General features: G+C 49.9%; 9 protein-coding genes and 1 pseudogene. 6 read left to right on the forward strand and 4 right to left on the reverse strand.

All coding sequences use genetic code 11. The annotated features are described in order from the left end of the window. The first annotated feature begins 1 nt into the window (after position 1). Positions 2 to 523, forward strand: a complete 522-nt coding sequence (locus G7083_RS05620) for an RNA polymerase sigma factor (RefSeq protein ID WP_166013931.1) — start codon at positions 2 to 4, stop codon at positions 521 to 523. Beyond that, positions 508 to 1248, forward strand: coding sequence for a hypothetical protein (locus tag G7083_RS05625; protein WP_166013932.1), 741 nt, complete (start codon positions 508 to 510; stop codon positions 1246 to 1248). Before G7083_RS05620 ends, G7083_RS05625 begins: the two co-directional genes overlap by 16 nt. A gap of 139 nt (positions 1249 to 1387) precedes the next feature. Here the strand turns inward: G7083_RS05625 and G7083_RS05630 are convergent, their stop codons facing one another. Beyond that, positions 1388 to 1579, reverse strand: a complete 192-nt coding sequence (locus G7083_RS05630; RefSeq protein WP_206212112.1) for a hypothetical protein — start codon at positions 1577 to 1579, stop codon at positions 1388 to 1390. Between the two features lie 208 nt (positions 1580 to 1787). Between G7083_RS05630 and G7083_RS14975 the strand changes: the two are divergent. Next, positions 1788 to 1955, forward strand: a pseudogene (locus G7083_RS14975) (ABC transporter ATP-binding protein); the annotation flags it as partial. A 120-nt stretch (positions 1956 to 2075) separates the two neighbouring features. On the opposite strand, the gene recQ reads toward G7083_RS14975, so the two are convergent. Further along, entirely contained in the window at positions 2076 to 3911 is a 1836-nt protein-coding gene (gene recQ, locus G7083_RS05640; RefSeq protein ID WP_166014995.1) for an ATP-dependent DNA helicase RecQ, read from the reverse strand. Positions 3912 to 4072: 161 nt separating this feature from the next. Between recQ and rarD the strand changes: the two genes are divergently transcribed. Next, complete coding sequence (gene rarD / locus G7083_RS05645; RefSeq protein WP_166013933.1) at positions 4073 to 4981, forward strand: EamA family transporter RarD; 909 nt, start codon at positions 4073 to 4075, stop codon at positions 4979 to 4981. 748 nt (positions 4982 to 5729) lie between these two features. On the opposite strand, the gene uvrD is transcribed toward rarD, so the two are convergent. Together uvrD and prlC are read right to left on the reverse strand one after the other, a co-directional pair. Then, the gene (gene uvrD / locus G7083_RS05650) at positions 5730 to 7901 is read right to left on the reverse strand and encodes a DNA helicase II (protein ID WP_166013934.1); all 2172 of its coding nucleotides are present in this window, start codon (positions 7899 to 7901) and stop codon (positions 5730 to 5732) included. 137 nt (positions 7902 to 8038) lie between these two features. After that, positions 8039 to 10081, reverse strand: a complete 2043-nt coding sequence (gene prlC / locus G7083_RS05655) for an oligopeptidase A (protein ID WP_166013935.1) — start codon at positions 10079 to 10081, stop codon at positions 8039 to 8041. A gap of 307 nt (positions 10082 to 10388) precedes the next feature. On the opposite strand from prlC, the gene G7083_RS05660 reads away from it, so the two are divergent. Both G7083_RS05660 and gorA read left to right on the forward strand, forming a co-directional pair. Then, complete coding sequence (locus G7083_RS05660; protein ID WP_166013936.1) at positions 10389 to 11228, forward strand: 23S rRNA (adenine(2030)-N(6))-methyltransferase RlmJ; 840 nt, start codon at positions 10389 to 10391, stop codon at positions 11226 to 11228. 116 nt (positions 11229 to 11344) lie between these two features. Continuing rightward, a complete protein-coding gene (gene gorA, locus G7083_RS05665; RefSeq protein ID WP_166013937.1) occupies positions 11345 to 12703 on the forward strand; it encodes a glutathione-disulfide reductase in 1359 nt (452 codons plus the stop codon). The last annotated feature ends 341 nt before the right edge of the window (positions 12704 to 13044 follow it).

The following is a 13044-nucleotide window of genomic DNA, read 5'->3' on the forward strand; positions in this document are numbered from 1 at the left end:
TGTGAGCATAGATAAACATGCGATAGGTTTACTGCTCTCCCAAGTAGCGCTTCGAGACCGAAAGGCTTTCGAAGCGCTCTATCAGTTAACCAGTTCAAGGCTCTATAACGTAATTTTGCCTATTGTCGGAGATGAACACCTTGCAGCAGATATTTTGCAAGAAGGGTTCGTTAAGCTTTGGGTTAGTAATTACTTACATCCCGTAGACTACCCATGGGCTTGGCTTTGCCAGTGTATGAGAAATCTTGCGATTGATGAAATTCGGAAACGAGGACGTCGTAGTGAAGAGTCACTGGAGAATTTGATAGAGCGAGGATCTCATACAGCAGAAAGCTTATCCGATCAGCACTTGAGCCGATGTTTGCTGACTCTTACAGAGGAAAAGCGAAGTGCGATAGTTTTAGCATATCAATATGGGATGAGCCACCAAGAAATCGTAAAGCATGCTAATACACCGTTAGGAACCGTAAAATCATGGATCCGCCGCGGCCTGCAGGAGTTGAAACAATGTCTGAGCCATTAAAAAGCGGCCGTTATTTGAATGCCCTATTACGCGATAGATTGGCAGCAGAATATGTATTAGGTACACAAACTAATTTAGTTAAATGCCGTATGGAAAGTTTGTTCCATTCGGATCCAACGTGGTGGGAGCATATCGAGCAGTGGCAACAATATTTATCTGATTTTAATCCTGCTACTCATGTTCAGGTTTCGGCGAGCTATTTTAAACCGCCACCGAAGCGAGTTTGGATGCGTATTTGTGAGCGCACTCAATTGTTATCTAAACCTTCACCTCGTTTGCGTTGGTGGTGGCTACCGGTCGGAATGAGCATGTCATTGTTGGTTGGGATATGGGGGCAAAATATCATGTTGTCAATTCCAACAGTGATCGAAGCTACTCAGATACAGCCTATCGCTTACTTCGCAATGATGTCATCCGAAAATCAGCGTGATGCCTTTGCATTAGTCGCTTATCAAGGTGATAAACCTGGGCAATCCAGTCTACATATGCAGCGTAATCTTAGCGTTGAACCTATTTCGCTTGCACAAGAAATGGTATGGATTAGAGATAAAAATACGGGTGAACTACAACTGATTGATAGCTTGAAAAATCTCAACCAAGCGCGTTATCTCTCTCCTAGCGAATGGCAAGCACTTAAAAACAGTTCAGAGTTATTGGTCACGATCAATAATGATCCACACAGTCTGATTTTATATCGTGGACATTGTATTGAGTTAGGTTCTTAAACTGGTTTTGTGCTGGATTAAGAGAGCCTTGGATGAGCAAGGCTCTCTATAAATTAAGACATTATATAATGTGTTGAAATGATTTACCGGTTAGCAGGGGGGGGAACTTTAATGGTTTTTGCTCCCTTAATAACCATCATCAAACTTGAAACTTACTGACCACACTATGTAGCTGAGCGGCTAAAGAATTCAGCTCGTTGCAAGCTTCGGCCATTTGTTTCGCGCCTGAGGTGACCTCTTCTGAAGCATTTGTAATATTAATTACGTTACGATTGAGTTCTTCACTCACAACGCCCTGTTCTTCAGTTGCAGTTGCAATCTGAATCGTCATATGGGAGATACTGTTAACAGAATCACTAATCTCAGCAATCGCAGAGCCAGCCGCTCTTGCTGGTCGGGTAGCGACCAAAGTGATGCAAAATGCGAATAGCGTGCGCGAAACGGTGCTGAAATTGGTCGATCTGTCGGTCTATATCACGGTATATATGGTTTCGATGCTGGTGATGATTGCCGAAGCCGATAAAATCTTAGTACTGCCGATTGCGATTGCGCACCGCTTATCGACTATTGCCGCGATGGATCGCCTGATTGTGATGGATGAAGGTAAGATTGTTGAGCAGGGCACTCATCAAGCACTATTGGCGCACAACGGCATTTATGCTCAATTATGGGCCCATCAAACCGGCGGGTTTATTGGTGAAGCCTAGCCTTTGAGCTAAGTAAATCGGCTCCTCCTTTCGATCATCCTAAAACCAGCACCAGCCGCGAACTAGGCTGGTGCTGCGAATACAGCCAGCCAAAGAGGCGGATACCGGCTAAAGCTCGACTCAACTATGCCCCGTCAAATGTTGTTCGATCAGATCCAAAAACGGATCGGCGTATTTTTCCAGCTTACGCTGGCCAACCCCATTGACCGCCAACATTTCACCATAAGAGGTCGGCATGATCTCCGCCATATCAATCAAGGTGGCGTCGCTAAACACCACATAAGGTGGCAAATTATCCTCATCGGCGATCGCCTTACGCAGTTTGCGCAGTTTAGCAAACAGCTTTTTATCGTAATTTTTGCTGGCCAGTTTGTCCGATTTTGCCGCGCGCACCGCGGTATCTAAGCGCGGCACTGCCAGTTGTAAATCCATCTCGCCACGCAGCAAAGGGCGCGCTTCTTCGGTCAGTTGCAAAGTCGAATTGCGGGTGATGTTTTGATAGAGCAAGCCTTTGTGGATCAACTGACGAAAAATACTCACCCAGTAATCATGGCTGTGATCACGACCAATCCCGTAGGTGGTGATTTTATCGTGGCCATGTTCACGGATGCGGATATTTTGCATGCCGCGCAGCACTTCCACCGCATAACCAATCCCGAAATTTTGATTAACTCGATACACACACGACAGCGCTTTACGCGCCTGTTCAGTGGCATCAAAGTGTTTCGGCGGATCAAGACAGATATCGCAGTTGGCGCACGGCTGATCGCGGTACTCACCAAAATAATTGAGCAACACTTGGCGACGACAGGTTTGCGCTTCAGCAAATGCGCCCATCGCGGTCAATTTGTGGCTTTCAACCTGCTTTTGCGCCCCATCGGGCTTTTCATCCAGCATACGCCGCAGCCAACTCATATCGGCTGGGTCGTACAACATCATCGCTTCGGCCGGTAAACCATCGCGCCCAGCGCGGCCGGTTTCCTGATAGTAAGATTCGATATTGCGCGGAATATCAAAATGCACCACAAAACGCACGTTGGGTTTGTTGATCCCCATACCAAATGCCACGGTCGCGACCACAATTTGCACATCATCACGCTGAAACGCTTCTTGCACCCAAGCGCGTTGATCGGCCTCCATGCCAGCATGATAGCTGGCAGCACGGATGTGGTTGTTGCACAGTTTTTCGGTGAGCATCTCGACTTTTTTGCGGCTACCGCAATAGATGATCCCACACTGACCACGTTGCGTTTCCAGATAGCGGATCACTTGTGTAACCGGCTTATGCTTTTCCACCAACATATAGCGAATATTCGGCCGATCAAAACTACCCAGATACTGATGCGGCTGATTAAGTTGCAGACGCTGCATAATATCATGTCGAGTCGCATCATCGGCGGTCGCGGTCAGCGCCATCACCGCAACCTGTGGAAAACGCTGCTTCAGTTGACCGAGCGCTGCGTATTCTGGGCGAAAATCGTGGCCCCACTGCGAAATACAGTGTGCTTCATCCACCGCAATCATCGCTAACGATACATGGCTGAGCCGTTCAATAAATTCTGAGGACAGCACCCGCTCAGGTGACACGTACAGCAACTTAAGCTGACCGGCGTGCATCCGCTGATAAATCGCCTGCAACTCTTCGCGAGTTAATGTTGAATTGACACATTCAGCCGCCACACCGTTCGCTTTGAGCTGGTCGACTTGATCTTTCATCAACGAAATCAGCGGCGAAATCACCAGCGTTACCCCTTCTCGCACCAGTGCGGGGATCTGGTAACACAGCGACTTACCGCCGCCAGTTGGCATGATCACTAAGCTATCACGCCCTTGTAACGCCGCATCGATCACCTCTTGCTGGCCAACCCGAAATTGCTGGTAGCCAAACACCTCGTGTAAGACACGTTGTGGTGAAGTTAACAGTGGCGAAGATTCAGCAAGTAAGGTGGCGGTCATAATAATCGTGTGCACGGCGCGTTTAGGTGGTCAATCAGCCGGCTATTGTAGAGGGGATACTCGGTGAATAAAACCGCAAAATGCGTACGCGCTAGCATTCTCAGGTTATACTTTGCTTTCTTCACCAGCCAAGCTGGTCATCATAACCAAAGAAGCGACTCATGACTCCCGAACAACAAGATGCCAGAAAAGGCATGCTACTTGCCGTTAGTGCCTACACCATGTGGGGCATAGCACCAATCTATTTCAAAGCACTTGGCGCAGTTTCTGCCCTTGAAATTCTCAGTCATCGAGTGCTGTGGTCGTTTTTCCTATTGGCGATTTTGGTCCAATTGGGACGCCGTTGGGGTAATGTACAAAGTGTGGTGAAAACGCCGAGAAAATTGGGCTTATTGTTGATCACCGCACTCTTGGTTGGGGTTAACTGGCTGATTTTTATCTGGGCGATCAACTCTAATCACCTGCTCGATGCCAGTTTAGGCTACTACATTAACCCACTGCTCAACGTGCTGCTCGGTATGCTGTTTTTGGGTGAGCGACTACGCAAATTGCAGTGGTTTGCAGTGATGCTGGCCGCAATTGGCGTAGCAATTCAGCTCGTGGTGTTTGGCTCAGTACCGATTGTCGCCATCGCCCTTGCCACAACGTTTGGCGTTTATGGCCTGCTGCGCAAAAAAATCCAAATCGATGCGCAAACCGGACTATTTCTGGAAACCCTATTTATGCTGCCTGCTGCCGCGATTTATCTGTTCTGGATCGCCGACACCACCACCAGCAATATGGCGCTTAACCCTTGGCAGCTCAATCTTCTGCTGGTGTGCGCTGGTGTCGTCACCACCTTACCACTACTGTGTTTTACCGGTGCCGCGGCACGCCTTAAGCTCTCAACGCTGGGATTTTTCCAATATATCGGCCCAAGTTTAATGTTTTTGCTGGCGGTGCTGATCTACGGTGAAGCATTTTCCAGCGATAAAGCGCTCACGTTTGCCTTTATCTGGAGTGCGTTGCTGATTTTTAGCTTCGATGGCTTAAAAACCGCACGAGCAGCGCGCCACCAGCGTAACCGCTGAGTCGACTCTCAATCCTACTTTTACCCACCTGCTTGTAAGAGATCTCCTACAAGCAGGTAGGATAAATTCGGTTTATTCTGCCAGAATCACCAACCATCAAACTTCAAGCTTTTGTTTTTAAACAAAATAAACCAGAGATTAATCTTTGAGCACTAAAGTAATCGATTTCATCAGCTTGTTCAGCCTGCGCCGCTGAGTAAGATGAACCTTGTCGGCAGGATACTGACACGGAACAGGAAACCACCAAGGATTGGTGATCTTCAGGAAGAAGAGTCGGACATTCAGGATGAATGGTCGGCAGGGAAAGCGAAACAGGACATTGAACGGACGCAATCGTTACTAGGACGGTAACGACCAGGATGGGAAATGGATACCTCTGGACGAGGCAGGGATTGAACATCAGGATGATGTCAAGGACACCGCTCAGGGAACAAGTGATGTGTGCTCACTAGGATAGTGAGTGGTAATGGATGACACAGGACACCGCTAGGAAGGCGACGCAAGGATTGAGCTGAAGGATTACAGCCTACTATCAAGGAGTTGATGCAGGGAGCACCTTTTTTAGTAGCTGGAATGCTGCGAGTAAGACTCTAACCCCGGTGGGCTTGCCCCCGGGGTTTTCTTCTTTTGGGGCTTTTATCTTCTAATGGCTTTCTTCTCTGGTGGCTTTTACATCGCGGGCAGAGAAACCGCACACAGATTGCCCCGCTGCAAACAAGAGGCAATCAATACCACCATGCCAATCCCCTTACACTTTTTCTAATCTTGCGTAAGCGGTGACTAACCATTTAATGCCTTCGCCATTAAACGCCACTTGCACTCGGCTTTGTGGGCCGCTGCCTTCAAAGTTGATAATGGTGCCTTCGCCAAATTTAGGATGGCGCACCCGCGAGCCTAAACTAAAACCGGTTTCGTTAAAGCTCTCTTTGACCACGGTTTGGCTAAAGCGGCCGGTACTGGTTGGGCGGCTGACTTGCGCTTTCATGCGCACTTCATCCAAGCAGCTCTCTGGCAGCTCGCGAATAAAGCGCGATGGCTTGTGATACTTATCTTGCCCATACAGCCGACGCATCTCTGCGTAAGTAATGTAGAGTTTTTGCATCGCACGGGTCATGCCGACATAACAGAGACGACGCTCTTCTTCGAGACGCCCCGGCTCTTCTGCCGACATCTGGCTGGGGAACATGCCCTCTTCGACCCCCACCATCAGCACCAACGGGAACTCTAGCCCTTTCGCGCTGTGTAAGGTCATCAGTTGCACCGCATCGCTGTGCTCATCCGCTTGGCCTTCGCCCGCTTCCAGTGCCGCATGAGTCAAAAAGGCGGTCAGCATGGTCATATCCTGCGCTTCTTCTGGCTTATCAAATTGGCGTGTCGCACTGACCAGCTCTTCCAAGTTTTCAATCCGCGCTTTGGATTTTTCGCCTTTCTCTTGCTGATACATCTCAAACAAGCCCGACGTTTTCACCGCATGGTCGGTCAGCACATGCAGCGGCATCTCAACCCCTTCATCTTCCAGTGCATTAATCAGTTCGACAAAGCGACTCAGTGCGCCCGCCGCGCGACCGGTCAACACTTGCTCATTGAGCAAGCCAATACTGGCTTGCCATAAGGTGCAACCGCGATCGCGCGCAGCAAAGCGCACGGTTTCCAGCGTTTTGTCACCTAAGCCACGCGGCGGAGTGTTGATCACCCGTTCAAACGCGGTATCGTCGTTGCGGTTATTGATTAAGCGCAGATAACTCAGCGCATCTTTGATCTCTTGTCGCTCGAAAAAGCGCATCCCGCCGTAGATCCGATAAGCCAGGCGAGCCTGCAGCAGCGCTTCTTCCAACACCCGCGACTGGGCATTGTTACGATACAAAATCGCGCAATCGGTCAGGCGGCCACCTTGCTCGTACCACGCTTTGATTTTGCTCACCACAAAGCGCGCTTCATCCAGCTCGTTATACGCCGAGTACACTGAAATCGGCTCTCCGACTACCCCATCGGTCCACAGTTGTTTACCCATCCGCTCACTGTTGTTGGCGATCAACGCGTTGGATGCCTGCAAAATGGTTTTGGTCGAACGGTAGTTTTGCTCCAGACGAATGGTATTCACGCTCGGGAATTCGCGGGTAAATTTCTCGATATTTTCCACTCGAGCGCCACGCCAACCGTAAATCGATTGGTCATCATCACCGACGATCAGCACATGGGACTCGGCACCAGCCATCATACGCAGCCAAGCGTACTGAATGGCGTTAGTATCTTGAAACTCGTCGACCAAAATGTGTTTAAAACGTGCTTGATAGTGCTGGCGAATCGCTTGATTACCGCGTAGCAGCTCTAGGCTACGCAGTAAAATTTCCGCAAAGTCGACCAAACCGGCGCGATCGCACGCATCTTGGTAAGCGGTATACAGCTTGAGGTAAGTTTGTGTGACCGGATCAAACGCATTGATGTGCGCCGGACGCAATCCTTCATCTTTTTGATTGTTGATCCACCACGCGACTTGGCGGGCGGGCCACTGTTTATCATCCAGATTGTGCGCTTTGATCAAGCGTTTGAGCAGACGCTGCTGATCGTCACTGTCGATGATTTGAAAATCTTCCACCAACTTGGCATCGAGATAGTGGGCGCGCAAAATACGATGACAAATGCCATGGAAAGTCCCGCACCACATGCCAGAAGCGGTGCCATGCATCAGCTCTTCAATCCGACCACGCATTTCGGCCGCAGCTTTATTGGTGAACGTTACCGCCATCACCGAAAATGGTGATGCTTGCTCCATCGTCATCAACCATGCGATGCGATGAACTAATACCCGAGTTTTACCACTGCCAGCACCAGCTAGGATCAGCAAATTTTCCAGTGGCGCAGCCACCGCTTCGCGTTGTTTATCGTTGAGACCATCGAGTAACAGAGAGGGATCGATCATGACTGCGCCACTGGTTATTTATACATAATGGCGGCGATTATAACCCCAAGTGTCGCAGATACCCAAACGTCTTGAATGGGCGCAGCGGTGGCCGGAAAAATTTCAGCCCACACTAGGTGGGCTGAAAGTGCTATCGATTACGCGGCGATTCCGGCATGACGCAGCAAGGCATCAATTTGCGGCTCGCGGCCACGGAAGCGCTTAAATAGCTCCATCGGCTCTTCACTGCCGCCCATTTCCAGAATGTGGGTCAGGAAGCTGTGGCCTGCCTCAGGGTTGAAAATGCCTTCTTGTTCAAAGCGTGAGAACGCATCCGCTGACAGCACTTCTGCCCATAAATAGCTGTAGTAACCCGCGCTATAGCCACCAGCAAAAATATGGCTAAAGCTGTGCGAGAAACGGTTCCACTCTAAGCTCGGCAGTACTGCAACTTTACTTTTCACTTGCGCCAAAGTCTCTAACACTTGTGGCCCAACTTCCGGGTCGTAGGTGGTGTGCAGCGTAAAATCAAACAATCCAAACTCCAACTGACGCAAAATAAACATCGCCGATTGGAAGTTTTTCGCAGCCAGCATTTTATCCAACATCGCTTTCGGTAGCGGTTCACCTGTTTGGTAATGGCCGGAGATAAAGGCCAGCGCCTCTTCTTGCCAGCACCAGTTTTCCAAAAATTGGCTTGGCAGCTCGACGGCATCCCACGGCACGCCATTGATACCGGACACCGCACCGATCTCGACTTGGGTCAGCATATGGTGAATGCCGTGACCAAATTCGTGGAACAAGGTGGTGACTTCATCGTGGGTAAACAGCGCCGGCTTATCGCCAACTGGGCGGTTAAAGTTGCAGGTTAAATAAGCCACTGGCGTTTGCAGCTCACCGCTGGCGGTGCGACGGCGCACCCGACACTCATCCATCCACGCGCCACCGCGCTTGTGCTCACGCGCATACAGGTCGAGATAAAAGCTACCGCGCAGGGTCCCTTGCCCATCAAAAATATCGAAAAAGCGCACCGACTCGTGCCATACATCAACCCCTTGCCGCTCTTTAACTTGCATACCAAACAAGCGTTTGAGCACTTCAAACAGGCCATTCACCACTTTTTGCTCAGGGAAATAAGGGCGTAGCTCTTCATCAGAGATGTCAAACAGGTGCTGCTTTTGCTTTTCGCTATAGTAGGCAATATCCCACAGCTCAAGCTGGTTAACACCAAACTCACTTTGCGCAAACTGACGCAGCTCTTCCACTTCGCGCTCACCTTGCGGTTTGGCTTTGCTGGCTAAATCGTTTAAGAAACCGAGCACTTGATCGGTGGTTTGCGCCATTTTGGTCGCCAGTGATTTTTCACTGTAAGTGCTAAAACCAAGCATTTGCGCAATTTCATGGCGCAGCTTTAGTTGCTCGGCGATGATTTCACTGTTGTCCCACTGACCCGCATTCGGGCCGCGATCCGAAGCGCGAGTTACATACGCTTGATACACTTCTTGCCGCAGCGCTTGATTATCACAGTAGGTCATCACCGGCAGGTAAGAGGGAATGTCTAACGTCAGCAGATAGCCCTCTAAACCTTTGGCCTCGGCCGCCGCTTGTGCCGCCGCCAGTGCCGATTCTGGCATGCCCGCGAGCTGATTGACCTCGGTAATCTGCTTGCTCCAGCCCATGGTAGCATCCAGCACGTTATTGGAAAATTTAGAGCTCAATTCCGACATCCGTTTGCTGATTTCACCATAGCGTTTTTGCTGTTGCACCGGCAGACCAATCCCCGACAACTCAAAATCACGCAAACTATCAGTAATGGTTTTTTGCTGAGCGCGGCTCAGCGTCGCAAACTCGGCACTCTGTTTAATGGTTTTATAGGCTTCGAATAGCTTTTTGTGCTGGCCAACCCAAGTGCCATATTCAGACAACAGCGGCAAGCAGCTTTCATACGCTTCGCGCAATTCATCGCTGTTCAGTACCGAATTGAGATGACTGACCGGCGACCAAATACGGCTCAAACGATCATCGATCGCTTCAATCGGTGCGATCACTGTTTCCCAACTGGGCTGCGGGTGATCCGCGACCACCTGATCAATGGTGTGGCGACAATCCGCGATGGCCTGCTCAACCGCTGGCTTTACGTGCTCCGGTTTTAGCGCCGCAAACGGCGGCAGATCCGTAAAGGTAACAAGTGGATTTGACATAAATAGATTCCTGTTCAGCATCAAGACAGGCCGCAATTCGACCCGAGGTTAATTTCATAAATATAGGTGGCAGCCTGCTTTTTCAATAGGTGAGCTGCATTGTTGAGCGCGATTCAATCCACCAACGTGATTCGCGTGCCAGTCACTCTAGGATTCAGCCCGCCTTGGCGACATAAAAAGCGCACCGCACCGCTGCGCGCTCGGTGATAAATCGGTATATAATCGAGCCAATATGTGATGTCTATTGCTGGCGGCCATTGCCTACGCCGCCACTACACTACCGCTCAAGCGGGTTTGAGAGCCTATTTTGTTAAGTTACCGACACAGTTTTCATGCGGGCAACCATGCCGATGTGCTTAAGCATATTGTGCAAAGCCTGATCCTGACTTCTCTGCAGCAAAAAGAGAAACCGTTCGTCTACCACGATACTCACTCTGGTGTGGGGCGTTACGATCTGACCCATGAGTGGTCGGAAAAAACCGGCGAATACAAACAAGGAATTGCCCGTGTGTGGCAACAAGAGACGATTCCAGAGCAGCTCGATAACTATCTCGATGCGATTCGTCAGCTCAATCTAGGTGACACGCTGCGTTACTACCCGGGTTCACCACGCGTAGCGCGCGCTCATCTGCGTGAACAAGATCGCATGGTGCTAACCGAGCTGCACCCAAGCGATTACCCATTACTTGAGCAAGAATTTCATCGCGATCGCCAAGTCTCCATCTATAAGGAAGATGGCTTTAGCCGCCTCAAAGCCAGTTTACCACCGCGTGAACGGCGCGGTTTAGTGCTGATTGACCCACCGTATGAGCTAGCAAAAGAGTATCGCGATGTGGTACGGGCGATCGCACACAGCCACCAACGCTGGGCTACCGGTATTTACGCAATTTGGTATCCAGTGGTCAATCGCTGCGATATTGATGACATGCTACAAGGCTTACAAGACTTAGGCATCCGTAAGATTTTACAAATTGAGCTTGGCGTATCACCGGATACCAAGGAGCGCGGTATGACCGCCTCGGGCATGATAGTGATTAACCCGCCGTGGACGCTGGAAAGCCAGATGCAGACCATTTTGCCGTTTCTCCAGCAGGCGATTGCCCCCGCTACTGGCCATTACAAATTGCACTGGATCGTACCGGAATAAGCCGCTATTTTGCGCAAGGCTGGTGAATTATGCCCCTGCCGACCCGATATAAAAAAGACAACAAAAGAGTGAAGTGGCTATTTTGCCCACTTCACGCAAGATAATTGGAGAAAGTAATGGCAACACATTTTGACTACCTGTGCATTGGCGGCGGCAGCGGCGGGATCGCTTCTGCTAACCGCGCAGCGATGTACGGAGCGAAAGTTGCGCTGATTGAAGCGCAAGATTTAGGCGGCACTTGTGTCAATGTCGGCTGCGTACCGAAAAAGGTGATGTGGCATGGGGCGCAAATCGCCGAAGCGATGCATCTGTACGCCAAAGGCTACGGCTTCGATGTCGAGGTGAAAAACTTCAACTGGGCAAAACTGGTGGAAAGCCGCCAAGCTTACATTGGTCGTATTCATCAATCTTACGATCGGGTACTGGGTAACAATAAAATTCAAGTTATCAAAGGCTTTGCACGTTTTGTCGATAGCAAAACCGTGGAAGTCAATGGCGAGCGCTATACCGCCGATCATATTTTGATCGCTGTGGGTGGTCGTCCAAGCATTCCAAATATTCCAGGCGCAGAATACGGCATCGACTCGAACGGCTTTTTTGAGCTGCGCGAGCAGCCCAAACGCGTGGCGGTGATCGGCGCAGGTTACATCGCGGTAGAAATCGCCGGCGTTTTGAATGCGCTCGGCAGCGAAACTCACCTGTTCTGCCGAAAAGAGTCGCCACTGCGTAGCTTCGACCCCATGATCATCGAAACTTTAATGGAAGTGATGAACACGGAAGGGCCACGACTGCACACTCATAGCGTGCCAAAACAAGTGGTCAAAGAAGCCGATGGTAGCCTGACGCTACATCTGGAAAATGGTCAAACGCACAATGTGGATAGCCTGATTTGGGCAATTGGTCGCCAGCCGGCTACCGATGCAATCAATTTGGCGGCTACCGGTGTGGCAACCAATGAGCAAGGCTACATCAAAGTCGATGCATGGCAAAATACCAACGTGGCCGGCATTTACTGCGTCGGTGATATTATGGAAGGTGGCATTGAACTCACGCCTGTGGCAGTAAAAGCTGGACGCCAACTGTCTGAGCGACTGTTTAATCACAAACTCAACGCCAAGATGGATTACCAGTTGGTACCGACTGTGGTGTTTAGCCACCCACCGATTGGCACGATTGGTTTAACTGAACCACAAGCGATTGCCCAATACGGCGCAGAGAACGTCAAAGTGTATCAATCGAGCTTTACCGCAATGTACACCGCCGTCACCTCTCACCGTCAGCCATGCAAAATGAAGCTAGTGTGTGCCGGACCAGAGCAAACCGTAGTCGGTCTACACGGCATCGGCTTTGCGGTGGATGAGATGATCCAAGGTTTTGCAGTCGCAATGAAAATGGGCGCAACCAAAGCCGATTTCGACTCCGTAGTCGCGATCCACCCAACGGGCTCTGAAGAGTTTGTTACTCTTACACGTTAGTGTAGAAACTCTACTGCTACACATTTGTAACTCTGGAAATTAATCTACTTCAGGCTGCACATTTGACGATTCGCTCTCAATGCAGCCTGTTTTTATTAATTATCGCTATGGAGTACAAATGGCAACAATCATCCAATCTTCAAACGTATTTACTGATACACAAATTTCTCATAGTAGGAATGGCCCAATCACTTTACATCCACACGGATATAACATTGGACCATTACCCACATTGTACGATCACCACGGCAAATTCATTGCTGTTGCCAACTCATGGTTTTTTGATCTAAAAACGTAAGCGCCTATTTAAACCCACCTACCAATAACTCAGCATTCTAGGC

The sequence above is a fragment of the Vibrio sp. HDW18 genome (assembly GCF_011306175.1).
Taxonomy (GTDB): domain Bacteria; phylum Pseudomonadota; class Gammaproteobacteria; order Enterobacterales; family Vibrionaceae; genus Vibrio; species Vibrio chanodichtyis.

What these genes read in the sequence shown, in the direction of transcription:
- G7083_RS05625 (WP_166013932.1), top strand. Translation starts at nt 508, where the DNA reads ATGTCTGAGCCATTAAAAAGCGGCCGTTATTTGAATGCCCTATTACGC.
- G7083_RS05630 (WP_206212112.1), bottom strand. Translation starts at nt 1,579, where the DNA reads ATGACGATTCAGATTGCAACTGCAACTGAAGAACAGGGCGTTGTGAGT.
- recQ (WP_166014995.1), bottom strand. Translation starts at nt 3,911, where the DNA reads ATGACCGCCACCTTACTTGCTGAATCTTCGCCACTGTTAACTTCACCA.
- rarD (WP_166013933.1), top strand. Translation starts at nt 4,073, where the DNA reads ATGACTCCCGAACAACAAGATGCCAGAAAAGGCATGCTACTTGCCGTT.
- uvrD (WP_166013934.1), bottom strand. Translation starts at nt 7,901, where the DNA reads ATGATCGATCCCTCTCTGTTACTCGATGGTCTCAACGATAAACAACGC.
- prlC (WP_166013935.1), bottom strand. Translation starts at nt 10,081, where the DNA reads ATGTCAAATCCACTTGTTACCTTTACGGATCTGCCGCCGTTTGCGGCG.
- gorA (WP_166013937.1), top strand. Translation starts at nt 11,345, where the DNA reads ATGGCAACACATTTTGACTACCTGTGCATTGGCGGCGGCAGCGGCGGG.